The 18,223-nt window shown below is 64.9% G+C and carries 17 protein-coding genes and 1 other RNA gene; 5 read left to right on the top strand and 13 right to left on the bottom strand.

The genetic code is table 11. From position 1 onward, the window contains the following. The first annotated feature begins 135 nt into the window (after positions 1-135). Together ACE3TY_RS07610 and dapB are read left to right on the top strand one after the other, a co-directional pair. The gene (locus ACE3TY_RS07610; protein WP_374652402.1) at positions 136-1,722 is read left to right on the top strand and encodes an ATP-binding protein; all 1,587 of its coding nucleotides are present in this window, start codon (positions 136-138) and stop codon (positions 1,720-1,722) included. A 333-nt stretch (positions 1,723-2,055) separates the two neighbouring features. Continuing rightward, on the top strand, positions 2,056-2,880 hold the full coding sequence (gene dapB, locus ACE3TY_RS07605) for a 4-hydroxy-tetrahydrodipicolinate reductase (RefSeq protein ID WP_374652462.1): 825 nt from the start codon (positions 2,056-2,058) through the stop codon (positions 2,878-2,880). 65 nt (positions 2,881-2,945) lie between these two features. Here dapB and ACE3TY_RS07600 read toward each other — a convergent pair whose 3' ends face one another. Together ACE3TY_RS07600 and ACE3TY_RS07595 are read right to left on the bottom strand one after the other, a co-directional pair. After that, positions 2,946-3,878, bottom strand: coding sequence for a DMT family transporter (locus ACE3TY_RS07600; protein ID WP_374652400.1), 933 nt, complete (start codon positions 3,876-3,878; stop codon positions 2,946-2,948). Positions 3,879-3,887: 9 nt separating this feature from the next. Further along, on the bottom strand, positions 3,888-4,436 hold the full coding sequence (locus ACE3TY_RS07595) for a DUF2244 domain-containing protein (protein ID WP_374652398.1): 549 nt from the start codon (positions 4,434-4,436) through the stop codon (positions 3,888-3,890). 68 nt (positions 4,437-4,504) lie between these two features. Here ACE3TY_RS07595 and nth point away from each other — a divergent pair, with 68 nt between their 5' ends. After that, on the top strand, positions 4,505-5,146 hold the full coding sequence (gene nth / locus ACE3TY_RS07590; RefSeq protein WP_374652396.1) for an endonuclease III: 642 nt from the start codon (positions 4,505-4,507) through the stop codon (positions 5,144-5,146). A gap of 90 nt (positions 5,147-5,236) precedes the next feature. Here the strand turns inward: nth and ACE3TY_RS07585 are convergent, their stop codons facing one another. From ACE3TY_RS07585 to ACE3TY_RS07550, 8 genes are all read right to left on the bottom strand, one after another. Beyond that, positions 5,237-6,658: a DUF4139 domain-containing protein gene (locus tag ACE3TY_RS07585; RefSeq protein WP_374652394.1), complete on the bottom strand. Its 1,422-nt coding sequence runs from the start codon at positions 6,656-6,658 to the stop codon at positions 5,237-5,239. A gap of 148 nt (positions 6,659-6,806) precedes the next feature. Next, entirely contained in the window at positions 6,807-7,442 is a 636-nt protein-coding gene (locus ACE3TY_RS07580) for a flagellar motor protein MotB (RefSeq protein ID WP_374652392.1), read from the bottom strand. 1 nt (position 7,443) lies between these two features. Further along, positions 7,444-8,124 carry a hypothetical protein gene (locus tag ACE3TY_RS07575; protein WP_374652390.1) on the bottom strand — a complete coding sequence of 227 codons (681 nt, stop codon included), beginning with the start codon at positions 8,122-8,124 and terminating at the stop codon, positions 7,444-7,446. 115 nt (positions 8,125-8,239) lie between these two features. Next, positions 8,240-8,827, bottom strand: a complete 588-nt coding sequence (gene recR / locus ACE3TY_RS07570) for a recombination mediator RecR (RefSeq protein WP_374652388.1) — start codon at positions 8,825-8,827, stop codon at positions 8,240-8,242. 175 nt (positions 8,828-9,002) lie between these two features. Continuing rightward, positions 9,003-9,326 (bottom strand): YbaB/EbfC family nucleoid-associated protein, encoded by a 324-nt coding sequence (locus ACE3TY_RS07565; protein WP_374652386.1) that lies wholly within the window; start codon positions 9,324-9,326, stop codon positions 9,003-9,005. Next, on the bottom strand, positions 9,323-11,188 hold the full coding sequence (locus tag ACE3TY_RS07560; RefSeq protein ID WP_374652384.1) for a DNA polymerase III subunit gamma/tau: 1,866 nt from the start codon (positions 11,186-11,188) through the stop codon (positions 9,323-9,325). The genes ACE3TY_RS07565 and ACE3TY_RS07560 overlap by 4 nt, the downstream gene beginning before the upstream one ends. Positions 11,189-11,276: 88 nt before the next feature. After that, positions 11,277-11,375: signal recognition particle sRNA small type (gene ffs, locus ACE3TY_RS07555), an RNA gene on the bottom strand. Between the two features lie 140 nt (positions 11,376-11,515). Continuing rightward, positions 11,516-12,268 (bottom strand): DUF6134 family protein, encoded by a 753-nt coding sequence (locus tag ACE3TY_RS07550; protein WP_374652382.1) that lies wholly within the window; start codon positions 12,266-12,268, stop codon positions 11,516-11,518. 208 nt (positions 12,269-12,476) lie between these two features. Here ACE3TY_RS07550 and nudC point away from each other — a divergent pair, with 208 nt between their 5' ends. Continuing rightward, a complete protein-coding gene (nudC, locus tag ACE3TY_RS07545; protein WP_374652380.1) occupies positions 12,477-13,373 on the top strand; it encodes an NAD(+) diphosphatase in 897 nt (298 codons plus the stop codon). Here nudC and ACE3TY_RS07540 read toward each other — a convergent pair. Beyond that, positions 13,363-14,394 (bottom strand): pentapeptide repeat-containing protein, encoded by a 1,032-nt coding sequence (locus ACE3TY_RS07540; RefSeq protein ID WP_374652378.1) that lies wholly within the window; start codon positions 14,392-14,394, stop codon positions 13,363-13,365. The two genes, nudC and ACE3TY_RS07540, sit on opposite strands and share 11 nt — an antisense overlap. A gap of 222 nt (positions 14,395-14,616) precedes the next feature. Here ACE3TY_RS07540 and ACE3TY_RS07535 point away from each other — a divergent pair, with 222 nt between their 5' ends. Next, on the top strand, positions 14,617-16,263 hold the full coding sequence (locus ACE3TY_RS07535; RefSeq protein WP_374652376.1) for an ATP-binding protein: 1,647 nt from the start codon (positions 14,617-14,619) through the stop codon (positions 16,261-16,263). A 41-nt stretch (positions 16,264-16,304) separates the two neighbouring features. Here ACE3TY_RS07535 and ACE3TY_RS07530 read toward each other — a convergent pair whose 3' ends face one another. Together ACE3TY_RS07530 and ACE3TY_RS07525 are read right to left on the bottom strand one after the other, a co-directional pair. Continuing rightward, complete coding sequence (locus tag ACE3TY_RS07530) at positions 16,305-17,147, bottom strand: prephenate dehydratase (protein ID WP_374652374.1); 843 nt, start codon at positions 17,145-17,147, stop codon at positions 16,305-16,307. A 34-nt stretch (positions 17,148-17,181) separates the two neighbouring features. Continuing rightward, positions 17,182-17,964, bottom strand: a complete 783-nt coding sequence (locus ACE3TY_RS07525) for a 3-deoxy-manno-octulosonate cytidylyltransferase (protein WP_374652372.1) — start codon at positions 17,962-17,964, stop codon at positions 17,182-17,184. Positions 17,965-18,223: the final 259 nt, after the last annotated feature.

Genomic DNA, 18,223 nt, shown 5'->3' with positions numbered 1-18,223 from the left:
TCTTGACGGTTGAGCCTCGCTTGGCCTCTTCTCTGCCCCGATTTGTACGGGGGTAATCGACTCAGGGGTAATCGGCTTAGGGGTAATCGGCTTAGGGGTAATCGGCTTAGGGGCAATCGATTCTGGGGGAATGCGATGGGCGATGACGGGCATCAGGAAGCGGCAATCGGGGACGACACCTGTCCGCTGCCGATGCCTGCCTTGCCGGACGCGCTCGAGCGCGGCCTGGCCGACCGCCTGCGCACGGCGCTCTGGATCTACGATTTCGACCGGGCGCGGGTGATCTGGGCCAATCAGGCCGCCCTCAAGGTGTGGCGGGCCGACAGTATCGAGACCCTCCGTGCCCGCGACCTTGCCAGCGACATGTCGCCGGCGGTGGCGGCGCGGCTCAGGCAGTATCAGGAAGATTTCATAAATGGCGGCGCTACCTTCTCGGAAGTGTGGACGCTCTATCCGCAAGGGCAGCCGCGATCGCTGCGCTGCCTTTTTAGCGGCATCCGCCTGAAGGACGGGCGCATGGCCATGTTCTGCGAAGGCCTGGCCGACTATAACGACACGCCCGAAGCCCTGCGCAGCGCCGAGGCGCTGCTGCACGCCTCCGTCATGATCACGCTCTACGACCTCGATGGGCATATCCTCTACAGCAACCCGGCGGCGCGCAGCGCCGCCCTGCCACAGCGTGATGACGGCAAGGGCGCCGACGGCACCGCGCCCCTGCTGGAGCGCCTCGTCGATATCGACGATCATGCCCGCCTGATTGTGGGCCTGGCCGGGCAGGGCGAATCGCGGATCGTCGCTCCCGTGCGCACGGCGCGCGGCAAGCGCTGGCACGAAATCACCGCCCGCGCCTGCCAGGATGCCGCCACCGGGGCGCCGGCCTGGCTGGTCTCGGAGATCGACGTTACCGAATCCAAGGAATATCAGGCCGAACTCGAAGCCAGCCGCGCCAAGCTCGAAGCCCAGGCGCGCCAGCTGCGCGAAGCCCATCATGCCGCCGAAAGCGCCAACCGGGCGAAGTCGCAGTTCCTGGCGCATATGAGCCACGAACTGCGTACCCCCTTGAATGCCATCATCGGCTTTTCCGACGTGACCCGCCGCGGCACTTTCGGCACGGTACAGCCGGGGCGTTACGGCGATTACGCGGAACTCATCCATGAAAGCGGCCGGCTGCTGCTCGACCTCATCAACGATATCCTCGATATCTCGAAGATCGAGGCCGGCAAGATGGAATTGCGCCCGGCCCCGATCGATGCGCGGGAGCTCGCCGAAACCAGCATCCGCCTCATTTCCGGCATGGCGCGGGAAGGGTCGGTGACGCTGCTCACCGACATCGCCGCCGAGACCGGGCCGGTCTTCGGCGATGCCCGCGCCCTGAAGCAGATCGTCATCAACCTTCTCTCCAACGCGGTGAAGTTCACCCCGGCCGGGGGCAAGGTGACGCTTGCCATCGACAACCATCCGGCGGGCAGTGCCATCACCGTCTCCGATACCGGCATCGGCATGAACCCCGATGAAATCGCCCGGGCGCTCGACCCCTTCAGCCAGATCGACAGTTCGATCGCCCAGAACCATCGCGGCACCGGCCTGGGCCTTGCCCTGGTCAAGAACCTGGTCGAGCTGCATGGCGGCACCCTCAGCGTCCTCAGCCGCCCGCACCAGGGCACGGACATAGCCGCCATCTTCCCCGCCCAGGTGCGACCCGGTACTGCGGCCGAAGGCTGATCGCGGCATAAACCTGGCGTTTACCAAGCCCTGTTGCCCATCCCGCTCAACCTCGTCTAGATTTCACGCAACATCGGTTCAGGGGGATACATGGCGGGTAAGACGCAGGCGAAGCGGCCACCGGTGAAGGCCGCCACCAAGACGGCATCCACCCCGGCGCCCAAGGCGGCTGCCGCGAAGGTGCCGGCTGGAAAGGGTAAGCCTCTGCCCGAAAACGATAAAAAATCCAAACCGCCGGCTGCCAAGCCAGTGCCGGCGCCGGTCAAGGCCGCGCCGCCCGCCGCCAGGCCGCAGGTATCTGGTCCCAGGCCAAAGCGCCAGCTCAACGGGGCGATCCGCGTCGGCATCGCCGGCTGCGCCGGCCGCATGGGCCAGATGCTGCTCAAGATGCTGTCCCAGGCCCCGGGCGTCCTGGTGGTCGGCGGCACCGAGCGCCGCGGTTCCCCCGCTTTGGGTATGGACCTTGGCGCCTTGGCCGGGACGGAGCCCTTCGGCATCACGGTGGGCGACGATCCGGCGCTTCTTTTCGACAGCGCCGATGTCGTGATCGATTTCACCAATCCGGCGGCTACTGCCCTCCATGCCGGTTTTGCCGCCAAGAACGGCACCGCCCATGTCATCGGCACGACCGGCCTCGACAGCGACCAGCAGGCCGCCGTGGCGCGTGCGGCGCAGAAGGCGCCGATCGTGATGGCCGCCAACATGTCGCTGGGCGTCAATCTGCTGGAACAGGTGATCGAGCAGATGGCGCGCATCCTCGACACCGAATGGGATATCGAGATCGTCGAAATGCACCACCGCCACAAGGTCGATGCCCCTTCCGGCACGGCCCTCATCCTGGGGGAAGCGGCGGCAAGGGGCCGCGGCACCACCCTGCGCCGGGTCGCCAAGCGCGGCCGCGACGGCCAGACCGGCCCCCGCGCCAAGGGCGAGATCGGCTTTGCCGCCCTGCGCGGCGGCGATGTGGTCGGCGATCATACCGTCATCTTCGCCGTCGATGGCGAACGGGTTGAAGTGACCCATAAAGCCTCGTCCCGCGAAATCTTCGCCCGCGGTGCCGTGAAGGCCGTGCTGTGGGCCGCCGGCAAGACGCCGGGCCTCTATACGATGAAGGATGTGCTGGGCTTCAGTGTCGGGGCCTCGGCGAGTGCATCGTAAGTCGGAGCGAGACTGAAACCGGCCCCCACCTCAACCCCTCTCCCTTCAGGGGTAGGGTGTGGGTGTTATCTCCGCCGGAGCCTCGGCAAGGCCAATCCGACCAGGATCAGCACCAGAGCCACCAGCGCGTTGACCCCCGGCACTTCGTCATAGCCGAAATAGCCCCAGCCCAGCCCCATGATGGGCACCAGGAAATTGTTGGTCGCGGCGAAACTGGCGCCGGAGCGGCGCATCAGGGTGAAGAACAGCCAGTTGCCGAAAGCGGTCGAGAGCAGCCCCAGCCACAGCATGGCGAACCAGGCGCTGCCCGCCGGCGCGAGATTCCATGGGCGGTCGACATAGAGCCAGACCGGCAGCATGGTGAGGAAACCCAGCACCAGAATGATGCCGACCGTCATTTCAGCGCCCATCTGCGGCAGGCGCCGCGCATTGACGCCGTAGAAGGTGTAGGAGAGACAGCCGCCGACGATGGCGATCTGGCCGATCACCTGGGCGCCCAGGCCCTTGAGCGCATCGACCCCCACCAGCACGACGACGCCGCAGAAGCCGCAGGCGACGCCGAGGATCTTGGGGCCGGTCAGCTTTTCGTCATACGTCATCAGATGGGCAAGGATGAGGACGAGCAGCGGGATCGTCGCCATCAGGATCGCCGCCAGCTGCGAGGCGGTGAACTGCTCGCCCCAGCCGATGAGGAAGAAGGGCAGCGAATTGCCGATGACGCCGAGGAAGGCGAGGCGCAGCCAGAGGGCGGCGCCACCCGGCGTCGTCGCCGATGCGGCACGCCCCGGCCAGGCCTGGCCCCTGAGCCTTGCGACGCCGACAAGCACGATGGCGCCGATGAGGATGCGCAAGGTGGCAAGGCTCAAGGGCGGCAGGCCGTTGCTGACAGCGACCTTGATGAAAAGAAAGGACGAGCCCCAGACCAGCGCCAGGAGCAGCAGCAGGCCGAACTCGAGAAGGCCCGGATGGCGCAGGGCCTGAGGGGATGGAGCGGCCATGACAATGCGTCAGACGGGTTCGGGTTTGTACTGGCCGTCGCGCAGGCGGCCCAGCACGCGGGCAAGCTCGCCCGCGAAATCGCGCCGCTCGGGGCCCGAGAGGAAGGCGCCGATCTCGACCTCCTTGCCATGGCTGCGCAGATAAAGCGCGTTGCCGATATCGGCGGTCCGCGAACCTGGGCCGGGTGTCAGCACGACCTGCAGCCAGTAGGGCTGCAGCGACAAAGCGGAGAAGCGGCCCTTGGCATCCAGCCGTTCCACGATCAGCCGGTCCCGGTAGAGGCGCAGGCGTTCGGCGCGCCGGTCGCCGCGCAGATGCCGCGAAAAGAGGAACCAGAACAAAAGCCATTCGGCGCCGATGAAGCCGAAGATCGGCCAGGCGCCGACAAGCAGGAAGGTGAGCGCATAGGCTCCCATGATCAGCGCCGTGCCGAAGATGAGGATAAGATAGCCGCGCCGCCCCAGCGAGCGGTGGGGATAGAGCAGGGCTTCGAAGACCGGCAACTCGTCGCCGGCATTCCGGGCTTCGCTGGGGTTCTGCGACTCTTCCGCTGTCATGCGCGCGAGTATAATCTCTGGTCCGTGCCGCACAACCAGCCCAGCCATCACTCCCCGACAGGCCAGCCATGCTCAAGCGCGACCAGATCGAGACCTTTTTCACGCGCCTGCGGCAGGCCAATCCGACGCCCAAGGGAGAGCTGGATTACGTCAATCCCTATACGCTGCTGGTGGCGGTGGTGTTGTCGGCCCAGGCCACCGATGCCGGTGTCAACAAGGCCACGGCGAAGCTGTTCAAGATCGCCGACACGCCGGAAAAAATGGTGAAGCTTGGCGAGGCCGGGCTCAAGGCGCATATCAAGACGATCGGCCTCTTCAACACCAAGGCCAGGAACGTGATCAGATTGTCCGAAATGCTCATCGCCGAACATAAGAGCCAGGTGCCGCGCGACCGCGCCGTGCTGCAGACCCTGCCAGGCGTCGGGCGCAAGACCGCCAACGTGGTGCTCAACATCGCTTTCGGTGAACCGACCATCGCCGTCGACACGCATATCTTCCGCGTCGCCAACCGCACCGGCCTGGCGCCGGGCAAGGATGTGCTGGCTGTGGAACTGGCTCTGGAAAAACGCGTGCCGGAGAAATTCAAGCTGCATTGCCATCACTGGCTGATCCTGCATGGGCGCTATGTCTGCAAGGCCAGGAAGCCCGATTGCGCGCGATGCGCGGTGGCGGATATCTGCCAGTTCAAGGGGAAGACGCTGGTGCAGTGAGTCCGAGACTGAACGCCGCCCCCCTCTCGCCTTCAGGGCGGAGGTCGGGAGGGGGGCTGCAGGCGATGGGTGTTCGAGCGCGTAGCCCGCTCAAATCTTGATTCGCACGGAATATGTCATAACCGTCGAGCCTTCCGCCGGAACCTCGACCAGCCATTGCGCCGTGTTGGCGTCGAGCTTTTCGTGTTTCTGCGATTCGTCGAGCATCTTCCATTCGCCGGGAAAGGCTTCGCGCAGATCGACGGTGACTTTTTCCTTCTTCGCATTCTTGATTTCGACCTCGTAGGAATTCTCGTAGAGATCGTCGGCGAGCTTGGTGTAGTTGGTCTGCTTGGCGCGGGCGGTGATGTCGAAGGCTTCGCCGAGGGTGAGGTCGATACGTTCGTTCCTGGGCGTGTGGTCGATATGATCCTCGCCGACGAAGAGGGCGTTGCCTTGCGCATCCTTCTTGTAGACGCGGACGATTCCGGCCGGCAGCGGCATGCCGAGATGCGATTTTTCCTCGTTCTTGAATTTGAGCCTTACGCTGGCATTCTGGCGCGGGCCTTCGCCGAAATTGTAGCCGTAATTGCCCCAGACATTGGCGCTGTTGGCGATGAGATACTGCTTCACGACCGGCACGCCGTCGGCCGCCAGCATGGCGACCTGCTTGGTCTGGTTCTCCTTGATCGTGGTCGGGCGCTGCAGCGAATAGAGATGATATTCGAAGGCCGCCTGCTCGACCATCTTGGGTGCCGCCGGCATGGCGTCCATCGCCATTACGCCGCCAGCGGCGCGTTCCATGAATTGCTGCACCTGGTTCACATTGCCGGCGACGAGCTGGAGCTTGGCGTCTTTATAGGTGATGCCGCTCTGGTTGGTGAGGGTGACGAGGCCGTTGATGTCGACACTCGATTCGTCGGGCGAAAGATCGACGACATAATCGGCCGACCAGGAAAGACCGCGGCTGAGATATGAAAGATCGACCGGCACTTCGCCCGCCTTCTCGCTTAGCGTCTTGACGACCAGTGTCGGGCGCGCGCGCAGATTGGCCGGCACGCCGGAATAGACGAGGCGGCCGGGAATCGCCGTTTCGATCCGGTCGCCGATCTTGAGGATCGCCTGGCCGTCAGCCACGGAGAGCACTTCGGCTTCCTCGCTGCTGTCCTCGCCGGTTTCGGGATTGGTGCGGATGACGCGGATCGTCTGGCCCAGCGACTTTTCCAGCAACTTCTGGGCGGTGAGCAGATCGAAGTCGAAATTCTGCTCCAGCACGTCGAGCGCGCCGCCGGCGGAATTGAGCAGAGCCGTCTCGGGCCGGATCATTGCCGAGACATCGATGAAGGCGATGTCGTTCTCGCCCGCCGCCACGGTGACCTTGCGCGAATCGCGGATGAGGGCGAGGTCCTGATTGTAGATGGTGACGGCAAGGCCGGTCTGGCTATCGGTGGTAACCGCCGTCTCGGCAAACGCATCGGAGAAGGCGGCCAGGCTGAGGGCGAGGGCGGTGCCGGCAACGAGCAGGGAACGCATGGGGGAATCCTTCATTCGGATGAGGGGTCTTCTTGACGGAACACATTTTGTCACGGAATGCGGCAAGACTATGACGGCAAGGCGGTGACGCTCAAGCGACAGGGATCACTTTTGCGTGCGGTGCGCCCGCCAATGGCGCGGCTTTATACTACTCCTCCGCCTCGCGGAAGATGACTGCGCGGATATGGGGGGCATCGTCGGTGCTGATGCCGGTGCGGGCAGTGAGCGTGTCGGGGGCGCCGGCATCCTGCAGGCGCGTGACCAGGGCGTTTGCAAGGACGATGCCCTTGCCCCAATTTCCGGCCTTGCCGTCTTCGGGCATGTCGGCGCTGATCGCGGCCTCGTTGGGCGTCACGGCAAGGAGGCCCGCCAGCGCGAAGAGCAGATCCTCCTCCCGCGCCGCCTCGGCGTCGATGCGTTCCATCGGCAGTTCCAGCGTCACGCTGCCTTCCCGCGGCAATACCAGCACGTCCTTGAGCGCCGGCGCCGCCTCGATCTTTGTGGCGAGCAGCGTCGCCAGGTAATCGGTATCGCGGCCTTCCGGTGCGGGCTTTGCCGCCATGGATTTTTCGGCGGTGCCTTCCTCGGCATCGATGTCGGATTCGACGGTTTCGATGCCGAACGCCGCCTGCATGCGGGCGCGATCGGTCTGGGCCAGGGAATAGAGCAGCACGAAGCTGGCCAGCAGGCAGCCGGCGAAATCGGCAAAGCTCATGAGCCAGACAGGCTGCTTGATCTCGTGCCTGGGCGCCTCGCCGGCGCGGATGAAATCGTCGCCGGACATGCTATTGCGCCTCGACAGGCTGGGAAAGGGGCTGGACGAAGTCGGCAGGTGGCGGCGCCAGCTTGACGAAGAGGTTGAGCTGATCCTGATCGCCCGGGCCATTGCCGATAAAGAGGCGCTTCGGGTCGATGCCGCGGTTCATCGCGGCCTGGCCGAGGATGCCGGCAAAGCCAGCGGCGAGGACGGCGTCGGCAAAGCGCAGTTCGATCTCGTAGCCCGTTTCGGCCGGCAGCCGATCCAAGGCGGCGGCGAGGGCGGCGAACCCTTCTTCCATCTGGGTTGTTGCCGCCTGCGTCGTGGTGTCGAGGGCGACCGAAACGGGCAAGGCGAGGCGCAGGCTGTTGCCGCCGCTCTCGGTCTCGACCTCGGCCATGGGCAGGGCGGTGCGGAAACCCTTGGCGGCGGCGCCCAGGATCTCGCCTTCCGTTTTCTCCGTCGCGCTACCGGCACCTGACAGGGCGAAGGTCTGTTTGACGCCGCTCAGCAACTCATGCATGCGCGTATTCTCGTGCAGCGAAATGCTGGTCAGCACGATCATGAAGGTGGTGATCATCAGCATCAGGCTGACGAAGGTGGGCAAGGATGGGTTGCCCGCCGGCACGAATTTCACCTCCGGCAGGGGCAAGGGACGCTTGCGCGCGCGCCTTTCCTTGCGTGGGACGGGTGGTTCGAGCTCCGACAATGGCGGATTCCTTGGCTTTTTCAGTATCCAGCTTACTGGAAATGCAAGCTTCAGGCCAGTTCGCCCCGGGTCAGTTCACCCCGGGCCAGTTCGTTTCGGGCCAGTTCATCCAGGCTCAAAGCTTCTGCCGGGCCTTCAAGGCCTGGATCAGGGTGCCGTCGTCCAGGTAATCGAGTTCGCCGCCGACCGGAACCCCGTGGGCGAGGCGCGAGACGGCGACGCCCATCGGCTGCAGCCGGTCGGCCAGATAATGGCCGGTGGTCTGCCCGTCGACGGTGGCGCCGAGCGCCAGGATCACTTCCTTCACCTCGCCGCCTTCGAGGCGCCGGAGCAGCGGGGCGATGGCAAGCTGTTCCGGCCCGATCCCGTCCAGCGCCGAAAGCACGCCGCCCAGCACTTGATAGCGGCCCTTGAAGGTGCCGATGCGTTCCAATGCCCAAAGATCGCCGACATCGGCGACGACGCAGAGCTGGCTGGTGTCGCGCCCGGCATCGCGGCAGATGGCGCATGGATCGGCGGCGTCGAGATTGCCGCAGATGCCGCAGGTCTTCACATGCGCCGCCACATCGCCCAGGGACTCGATCAGCGGATGCAGCAGCGTCTCGCGTTTCTTTAGTAGATGCAGCACGGCGCGGCGCGCCGATCGCGGCCCAAGTCCAGGCAGGCGCCCCATGATCTGGATGAGCTTGTCGATATCGTTCATGGGGGTGGAGGGGTCGAGTTGGTTGAGAGGCCCCCTCTCCCTAACCCTCCCCCACGCTGGGGGGAGGGAAAAGGAGCGAGGTTGTTGTGGCCGATAACTCCCTCCCCCCAACGTGGGGGAGGGCCGGGGAGAGGGGGCGCAACTGAATACTCTATGGGAAACCTAAATGCCGACATCAGAACGGCAGTTTGAAGCCGGGCGGCAGCGGCAGGCCGCCGGTGACCTTGCCCATTTCGTTGGCGATATGCTTGTCGGCCTTGGTGCGCGCGTCGCGCAGGGCGGCGCTGATGAGGTCTTCCAGCACATCGATCTCGGCCGGGTTCACCAGGGCGGGGTCGATCTTCACGCGCTGCGGCTCGCCCTTTGCCGTCATGGTGATGCTGACCATGCCGCCGGCAGCCTCGCCCGTGACGATGGCCTGTTCGAGGGCGGCCTGCATTTCCGCCATTTTCGACTGCATCTGCTGGGCCTGTTTCATCATCTGGCCGAGATTCTTCATAACTCATCGTCTCCAAGAACCATGTCGGGGATCGTGTCGGGATCGACCGCCATCTCGGGCTCGTGCGATTCCGCCCGGGGCTCGGTTTCCGGGCCGCCGAGGTCGCGTACATCGTCGATCGTGGCGCCGGGAAAGGCCCTGAGGACCGCCTGCACCAGCGGATGTTCCGCGGCGCGGGCCTTGCGTTCGGCGATGGCGGCGGCTTCCTGCTGCTTCAGCGTCGCCTCGCCCGCCGCGTTGCTGAGCGAGACCAGCCAGCGCTTGCCCGTCCAGTCGAGGAGGCAGGCGGCGATGCGGTTGGCAAGATTGGATGGCGCGCGCTCCGATGGGCGGAATTCCAGCCGGCCCGGCTCGAAATGCACCAGATGCACGTCGGAAAGAAGATGAGCAAGCAGGATCGCCTCGCGCCTGGCGCGGAAGAGGGCGACAAGCTCGTCGAAATTCCGGGGATCGGCCAGGGCGGGGACGTCGGCCAGGTCGGGGGCATCGGCCAGCGCGGCCGCGTGGCCGCGTGCCGGTGGGGCTTCCCGCGGCACGATTTCAAGCCGCGCCGCCGCGCGCGGGCCGCCATTGCCGCCGCCGACATAGCTCGATGCGATGGCCGAGGCGGTGCCGTTGCCGGCACCGTTGCGCATCGGCACGCCGGCCGCGGGCGCTGCCGGAAGCTGGCCGCTGGAGAGGCGTTTGACCAGATCGCCGGGTGTCGGCAGGTCGGCCACATGCATCAGGCGGATGAGCGCCATCTCGACGGCGGCCAGGGCCTGCGGTGCCGCCTGCGCTTCGCCGAGACCCTTCAGCAGCATCTGCCAGCAGCGCGCCAGGACCGGCATGGAAAGTTTCTGCGCCAGTGCCGCGCCGCGCTTCCGTTCGGCTTCCGGCATCGTGGGGGCGTTGAGGACATCGGGCGAAATCCTGGCGCGCGTGACGAGATGGGTGAGGTCGAGCAGATCCTGCACGATGACGATGGGATCGGCGCCGGCGCGGTACATGCTGCCCAGCAGGTCGAGCGCCAGCGATGCCTCGCCGCCCATCACCGCATCGTAGAGGTCGAACAGCTGCGTGCGGTCGGAAAGACCCAGCATCTCGCGGATCTGCGCTTCGGTGACGGCCCCTTCGGCCATGGCGATGGCCTGGTCGAGCAGCGACAGGCCGTCGCGCGCCGACCCGTCGGCGGCGCGGGCGACGAGCGCCAGCGCGCTGGGCTCGACCGCGACCTTCTCCGCCGCGACGATGCGCGCGAAGTGCGCCGCCAGCACGTCGGCCTCGATGCGCCGCAGATCGAAACGCTGGCAGCGGGAGAGCACCGTCACCGGCACTTTCCGGATCTCGGTCGTGGCGAAGACGAACTTCACATGTCCCGGCGGTTCTTCCAGTGTCTTCAAGAGCGCATTGAAGGCGCTGTTGGAGAGCATGTGCACTTCGTCGATGATATAGACCTTGAAGCGCGCACTGACCGGCCGGTAGCGCACACCTTCGATAAGCTCGCGCATGTCGCCCACGCCGGTGCGGCTGGCGGCGTCCATCTCGATGACATCGACATGGCGGTCCTCGGCGATGGCCAGGCAATGTTCGCAACAACCGCAGGGGCTGGCGGTGGGGCCGCTCTTGCCGTCGGGGCCGATGCAGTTGAAGGCGCGGGCCAGGATGCGCGCGGTCGTCGTCTTGCCGACACCGCGCACGCCGGTCAGCATGAAGGCATGCGCCAAGCGGCCGGCGGCGATCGCGTTGGTGAGGGTACGCACCAGGGCGTCCTGGCCGACCAGGCCGGAAAAATCGCTGGGCCGGTATTTGCGGGCGAGGACCCGGTAATGCCCGTCGGCGTCGCCACCGGCCGCCTGAATCTGCCCGTCCTGATCACTCATGCACTGGTCTTCGCCCGGAGGAAGAAACGCTCCAGAGGTGGTACAAAATATCGCGCCGAGTTTCCAGCGATCTTAATCGCGAGGGAGAGGTGGGAGGCTGGCCTGCGACCCGCATGCAAACTCGTTACGGCTGCTTCCTTCCGGACCTGACCGGGTTGGCGAGACATGCGTCCGCCACCAACCTCCCGGGCGAGCTTATAGCAAAATCCAGCCCCGTTTGCGCAACCGAAGAATCACGGTGGGAGAATATCGTTGCGATTCAGATCGTTGCTTCCGCAACCCGGATAAATCTCGCCGCCCTGGAACGGATTCCGAAGGGGGAATCCGCTACGGTCGGTCCAGCAATTGCTGGCGGATGACGGAACCGTCCTTGGCCTTCATCTCGGCCTGCAGGATGATGCCGTCGGGCCCGTACCAGACATCGCGATTGAGTTCGCCGGTGAAGGAATAATGACGCGCCTCGACCTGTCCGACGGGCAGGATGAGCGGCACTTCGCCCTTGTCGTCGACCACTACCTGATGCTGGCGTGCGCGCACCGTATCCAGCACGGTCTTCTGTCTTATCGCATCCGGATGCCACAGTGTCGAAGGGATGATGTCGCCGGGAATGTCGCGCGTTTTTTCGTTGTACTTGCCTTGCAGGCGATCGCCCTTGCGCGTCAGATCGACCGTGCGCTCCTCGCCGTCATCGTTGGTTTCCGAGAGCATCGCCTGCAATTCGCCGTCCACCCAATGCTCCTCGATATGCTGGGTGAATTTATAGAAGCTGAGGCCCAGCATGCGCACATCGATCTCGACATCGGTGATAACGGTCAGGCGATTGCTGCCGTCCTGCAGAAAGTCAAGCTTCTGCGTGCCGATCGGGTCCCCGTCACGGGTGATGGTGTAGATGAAGCGGCCGCGGGGCGGGGCGAAGGGGAAGCCGGCTTCGGCCGAAGCCGATTGCGTGGCACCCGACGAGGTGTTGATCGAGGTCGAATCGGCCAATGTCGAGATCGGCAGGAAAAAGGCAGCCGCCGCCGTTGCAGCCAATGCATGACGCAAGGCGGTGGAGAGCAATTGCCGACGCGAAACGCTCATGTCAAACATAGGATTTCGGCATATGGTTCTGGTCAAAGTGGATATCCGGCCAAGTCGGTCCGGATGTGGCGGCATGATCCGCCGAAGTGGGCAAAAGGTCAAACAGGGTATATTGACCGTTAACGTAAATGTGCCGAGGCACACGCATCGTCAAGATGCGTAAACGGGAATATGACAATCGCGCAGTTGGGATTAACGAATTTTCAAAATGCAGACTTACTTCTATGCCACCGGCAATTTCGACCGCAGCGCCCAGCGCCGCGAGGATCAGGGCTGGCTGCGCGCGCGCCTTGCCGATCCCAATAGCCGGCTCTATCCGGTCTGGCGCCTGCGGCATCTGGTCGAATCGGCGGAAATCCCGCAATTGCGGCTGCTGGATCCCATCGCGCAGGCCGATCTCATCGCCCGGGCGGAAACGGTGATTCTGCTCGGCGTCGATGGCGGCGTGGCGCATTTCGCGCTCGATCTTTCGGTGCTCGACGAACATGCGGCGATGGAACTGGGTGAATTCCAGGAATTGCGCGGCATCGGTCCCCTGCTGCCGCAGCGCGACGGCGCCCTGCTTGCTTACGCTCGCGGCCTTGCCTATTGGCATCAGCGCCACCGCTATTGCGGTGTGTGCGGCGCGCCCACGGAAGTGAAAGCCGCCGGGCATCAGCGTCAATGCACCGACCGCGCCTGTGCGACCGTGCAGTTTCCGCGCACCGATCCGGCCGTGATCATGCGCGTGACCTGCGGCAACCGCATATTGATGGCGCGCCAGGGCATGTGGGCGCAGGGCATGCATTCGGTTCTAGCGGGTTTCGTCGAACCGGGCGAAAGCCTGGAAGATGCGGTGGCGCGCGAAGTGTTCGAGGAGGTCGGCCTGCGGGTCCGGAACATCCGCTATTTCGGGTCGCAGCCCTGGCCGTTTCCGGCCTCGCTGATGCTGGGCTTCACGGCCGAAAGCGACAGCGAAGCGTTCGACCTCCAGGATGGCGAGATCGAATCCGCGCGCTGGATGACGCGCATGGAGCTTTTGAATTCGCCGGAGAATGAAACCTTTCGCCTGCCGCGCGCCGATTCCATCTCGCGCCGGCTGATCGAGGATTGGGTCAAGCTTTAGCGGCGGCCTTTGCCCGCAGGCCGCGCGTGATGAGATCGCAGCCGGGCAGGGCGCCGATCACGCATTCCTTGACGTCGATGTCGCGCTGATGCGCCTGGGTGAAATCAGCCCCGCGCAGATCGGCCTTGGTGAGATTTGCGCGCAGCATATTGGCGGCGCGGAAATCCGCCGCCATCAGCCAGGCCCCTTCGAACCGCGTGCCGGCAAGCGTCGCGCCGTTGAAATTGGCGGCGGCGAGATTGCGCCCGGAAAAATCGGCGCCGGACAGGTCCAGGCCGGCGAGGTTGGCGCGTTTGCCCTCTGTGCCGAGGGAAAGCACCCAGCGATGATGTTCGTCGAGCACGAGGCTGAGTTTGGTTTCATCGAGCTTCTTGCGCACCGGCGCCTTGGCGGTGAAGTCGAGTTTGCCTTCCATGCTCTTGTCGAGTACCGCGCCCGAAAAATCGCTGTCGGCCATGGTGGCGCCCGCCAGGACGACACCTGTCATTTCGGCCTGCCGGAAGGAGGCCCCGCGCAGGTCGGCGTTGCTGAGATTGGTCTTCTCGAGCACCGCGCCGGAAAGATCGGCTCCCTTCATCTTGCTGTCGGCGAAATTGGCGCGCGTCAGGATGGCGCCCTTGAAGGACGACACTTCCTCGCTATGCGCATCGCGGCGGATATCGGACCGGTCGAGCGTGGCGCCGATCATGGTGGCGTCTTCGAAGGATGCGCTTCTGAGATCGGCGCGCTGGAAATCGGCGTTGGTGAGGTCGGCGCGGTCGAAGCAGGCGCTGCGCAGGATGGCACTGGTGAATTTGACGCCGCGCCCTTCGCAATCGCTGAACTTGCAGGAGATGAAGACACCGTCCGAAAAATTCATATGGCTGAGATCGAGCCCGCTGAAGTTGCAATTCTCCAGCATGGCGCGCTTGCCGGAAGGCCGGCCGACAACCCAGTCGACATGCAGCTTGCCCAGGCGCTGCAGCGCCTCGCGGCTGATTCGCTTGTCCTTGATGACCCGGTTATCGGGCGGTGGCGCCATGATGTCGTAGCCCTCTCGATTGCAATCCGCCCCTCCGCAAGCCGCCGGGGTGAGCGTGATTATCATTATCGTCCTATCGACACAATATTATGTGTTTTCGATAAATAGAGTTTAAATACATATCGTTGTACTGTGCGCCTGGCTTTGCTACAGGCACGAGAGAGCGCCTGATAAGACGTTCGTGGAATCCTCACCCTCCGGACTTCATCCTGGGAGCACGAGATGAGCGCCCTATCGTTGACAAGCATCGGAACCAGCGCAACCGAGCCGGGCAGCCGGCAGCTCGGCCGGGTCATGGCGGTCGCGGGTGCCAGGGTCACCGGCCTGCTGCAAAGGGAGAAGGGCGGTGCCCGCGGCCCCTATATCGGCGAACTGGTCAAGATCTTGACCCAGCATTCGACCGTGTTCGGTTTCGTCACGGCGCTTTGCACCGACCATCCGGGCCAGCCGCAGGAAATGCGCAAGGTCGAAATGGAGATGGTGGGCGAAATCGATCATCGCGGCGGCGCCGACGCGCCGTTCCAGCGTGGTGTCACGGCTTTTCCCGCGCTCGACGACGAGCTGGCGCGCGCCAGCAGCGACGATCTCAGGCGCGTCTTCACGCGGCGCCTGGGTGCCGGCCAGCGCAGCGCACGCATTGGCACGCTGCATCAGGACCAGGACATACCGGCCGACATTCTGGCCAGCGAGTTGCTGGGCAAGCACTTCGCGGTGCTGGGCACGACGGGTTCGGGCAAGTCCTGCGCCCTGGTCACCATCATGCGCGCGATCCTCAGCCAGCATGCCCATGCGCATGTGATCATGCTCGATCCGCACAACGAATATGCCGCGGCCTTCAAGGACCAGGCCGAGATCGTGACGCCGGAGGATCTGGAGCTGCCCTATTGGCTGCTCAATTTCGAAGAGCTTCGCGAGATGGTGATCGGCACGGGTTCGCCCCAGCCCGATGCCGACGCCGTGCTCCTCAACCAGGTGGTGACGCAGGCCAAGCGCAACATGGCACCGAGCCTCGAAGCCGCGGCCCAGATCACGATCGACACGCCGGTGCCCTATCGCCTTTCCGACATCGCCAAGATCATCGACGCAATTCTCGGCAAGCTCGACCGGCCGGCCGACATGGCGGCCTATCACCGTATCCGCGAACGTTTTCAGCATATGCAGGCCGACCGGCGCCTTGCCTTCATGTTTCCGGGGGCCGGCAACTCCGCCGCGCTGCAGGGCCTGGTCACGCGCGACAACATGGCGAAGATCCTGGGCCGGCTCTTTCGCGTGCCGGTGGCCGGCAAGCCGATCACGGTGCTCGACACGTCGGGCGTGCCGGCGGAAATCCTCAACGTGGTCGTCTCATTGCTCTCGCGCATGAGCTTCGACTTCGCGCTGTGGAGCGAGCAGAAGGCGCCGGTGCTGCTGGTCTGCGAAGAAGCGCACCGCTATGCGCCGGCGGACCCCCATGCCGGATTCGAGCCGACCAAGCGCGCGCTTGGCCGGATCGCCAAGGAAGGGCGCAAATACGGCGTCTCGCTCTGCCTCATCAGCCAGCGCCCGTCGGAACTGGCGACCAGCGTGCTTTCTCAATGCAGCACGATCTTCGCCCTGCGCATGACCAGCCAGAAGGACCAGGAATTCCTGGCGGCGGCCCTACCGGAATCGAGCCAGGGCCTGATGAGCGAGCTTCCCTCCTTGCGCAACGGCCAGGCCATCGCGGTGGGCGAGGGCGTGCCGCTGCCCACCCGCATCGATTTCGACCGCCTGGCCGAGGAACACCGGCCGCGCAGCAGCACGGCGCCCTTCGACACGGCCTGGCAGAAGGACCAGCTCGACGCCCCCGACCTCATCGAATTGGTCAGGCGCTGGCGGCATCTGGATTGATGCCCTGCCCGCTTGTCTTGAAGCGAGCGGCGGCCTTGGGCTCAATCCTGCTGGCGGAAGCCGGACGCCGGATAGACGCCGAGGATGCGCACCTCGCGCGAGAAGAAGGATAGTTCCTCGAGGGCGAGGCGCACGGCGCGCTGGTCCGGATGGCCGTCGATATCGGCATAGAATTGCGTCGACGAGAAATGGCCGTCGAGCATGTAGCTTTCCAGCTTGGTGATGTTGATGCCGTTGGTGGCGAAACCGCCGAGCGCCTTGTAGAGTGCCGCCGGCACCGAGCGCACGCGGAACACGAAGCTGGTGATGATCGGCCCCTTGGCGGGATCGGGATCGATCGGTTCCTGCGCCATCACCACGAAGCGCGTCGTGTTGTGCGCGGCGTCCTCCATGTCGGGCTTCAGGATGTCGAGATCGTAAATCTCGGCCGCCAGCGACGAAGCGATGGCCGCGGTGTGCGCGTCGCCACGCTGGGCAAGGTCGGCCGCGGCCCCCGCCGTGTCGGCATGCACGACCGGCTTGATACCCAGCGCCCTGAGATTGTTGCGGCACTGGCTCAGCGCCTGGATGTGGCTCGATGCGGTCTTGATGTCCGCGAGCCTCGCGCCCTTGATCCCCAGCAGCTGGTGATTCACGCGCTGGAAATGCTCGGCCACGATATGCAGGCCCGAATCCGGCAGCAGGTGATGGATGTCGGCAACGCGGCCGGCAACGGAATTCTCGATCGGCACCATGGCGAGGCGCGCGCGGCCTTCATGGACGGCGGCGAACATGTCCTCGAACGACGGACAGGGCAAGACCGTCATGTCGGGAAACGCGGCGCGGCACGCAAGATTCGAGTAGGCGCCGGGCAATCCCTGGAAGGCGATGGTGTTGTTCGTCAAAACCGCTGCTACCTGTGTCGGATGTGGGGGAAGGCTATCTGCCGGGTGCCAGATGCTTGCGCGCCCGTTCGAGTTCGGCCGGAGTATCGACACCGAGCGGCAGGGTGTCAACGAGCGCCACGTCGATGCGCATGCCGTTCTCCAGCGCCCGCAACTGCTCCAGTTTCTCGCGTCTCTCGAGGATGCCGGGCTCGAGGCGCACGAAGCGCTCGAGTGCCGCCCGGCGATAGGCGTAGAGACCGATATGATGGTAGTGCGGCCCGACATTGCCGTCGGCATTGGCCGGCGCCGTGGCGCGGCTGAAATAGAGCGCGCGGGCGATGCCGCTGCCGCCCGGCGCGAAGGCAGCCACCGCCTTCACCACGTTGGGATCGTGCCGTTCCTCCTCGCGCGAAATCTCGACGGCGAGGGTCGCGATGTCGACGGCCGGCTCGGCCAGCGGGTCGAGGGCGCGGCGGATGAGGGCGGGATCGAGCGTCGGCAGGTCGCCTTGCACATTGACCACGGCATCGAAGCTGCCGTCGCGGTCGATTTTGCACAGGGCCTCGAAAATGCGGTCCGACCCGGACAGGTGGCCGGGATCGGTCAGCACCGCCTGGCCGCCGGCGGCCTCGACCGCCTGTTTGATGCTCTCTTCGGCGCAGGCGACGTAGACCGGCCCGATCTTCGCTTCCATCGCCCGGCGCCAGACATGGACGATCATGGGTGCCCCATGGATATCGGCCAAGGGCTTGTCGGGCAGGCGTGTCGAGGCCATGCGGGCGGGGATCAGGATGACGGGTCGGGCCGGTCGGTCGGTATTTCGGGCGATAGTCATGTCCACACGGAGTCGTTCGGGGTTCGGCGGGCGGCAGAGCGGAAGCGGCGCACCTTGCCCCGCCGGCCGCCCCCACGACCACCCTCCCGACCACCCTGGGGGCCGCGACATTATGCCGCTAAGGCTTGGAAATCAAAGCGGGCCGCGAACGTCCGCATGCGAATGCTTGGCAGAACCGCTCCAGATTGGCACGAAATATCCGAGAAGCGCGCTTTGGTATTGACGCGCGCCTATTGGACACCGGTATTGGACAGGGACG

The sequence above is a fragment of the Dongia sp. genome, from assembly GCF_041918875.1.
Classification (GTDB): Bacteria; Pseudomonadota; Alphaproteobacteria; order Dongiales; family Dongiaceae; genus Dongia.
Note: the sequence above shows the minus strand (reverse complement) of the source record. Positions and strands in the feature narration are given on the sequence as shown.

Coding starts and splice junctions, on each gene's coding strand:
- ACE3TY_RS07610 (WP_374652402.1), top strand. CDS start 136: ATGGGCGATGACGGGCATCAGGAAGCGGCAATCGGGGACGACACCTGT.
- ACE3TY_RS07600 (WP_374652400.1), bottom strand. CDS start 3,878: ATGGCCGCTCCATCCCCTCAGGCCCTGCGCCATCCGGGCCTTCTCGAG.
- ACE3TY_RS07595 (WP_374652398.1), bottom strand. CDS start 4,436: ATGACAGCGGAAGAGTCGCAGAACCCCAGCGAAGCCCGGAATGCCGGC.
- nth (WP_374652396.1), top strand. CDS start 4,505: ATGCTCAAGCGCGACCAGATCGAGACCTTTTTCACGCGCCTGCGGCAG.
- ACE3TY_RS07585 (WP_374652394.1), bottom strand. CDS start 6,658: ATGCGTTCCCTGCTCGTTGCCGGCACCGCCCTCGCCCTCAGCCTGGCC.
- ACE3TY_RS07580 (WP_374652392.1), bottom strand. CDS start 7,442: ATGTCCGGCGACGATTTCATCCGCGCCGGCGAGGCGCCCAGGCACGAG.
- recR (WP_374652388.1), bottom strand. CDS start 8,827: ATGAACGATATCGACAAGCTCATCCAGATCATGGGGCGCCTGCCTGGA.
- ACE3TY_RS07565 (WP_374652386.1), bottom strand. CDS start 9,326: ATGAAGAATCTCGGCCAGATGATGAAACAGGCCCAGCAGATGCAGTCG.
- ACE3TY_RS07560 (WP_374652384.1), bottom strand. CDS start 11,188: ATGAGTGATCAGGACGGGCAGATTCAGGCGGCCGGTGGCGACGCCGAC.
- ACE3TY_RS07550 (WP_374652382.1), bottom strand. CDS start 12,268: ATGAGCGTTTCGCGTCGGCAATTGCTCTCCACCGCCTTGCGTCATGCA.
- nudC (WP_374652380.1), top strand. CDS start 12,477: ATGCAGACTTACTTCTATGCCACCGGCAATTTCGACCGCAGCGCCCAG.
- ACE3TY_RS07540 (WP_374652378.1), bottom strand. CDS start 14,394: ATGGCGCCACCGCCCGATAACCGGGTCATCAAGGACAAGCGAATCAGC.
- ACE3TY_RS07535 (WP_374652376.1), top strand. CDS start 14,617: ATGAGCGCCCTATCGTTGACAAGCATCGGAACCAGCGCAACCGAGCCG.
- ACE3TY_RS07525 (WP_374652372.1), bottom strand. CDS start 17,964: ATGACTATCGCCCGAAATACCGACCGACCGGCCCGACCCGTCATCCTG.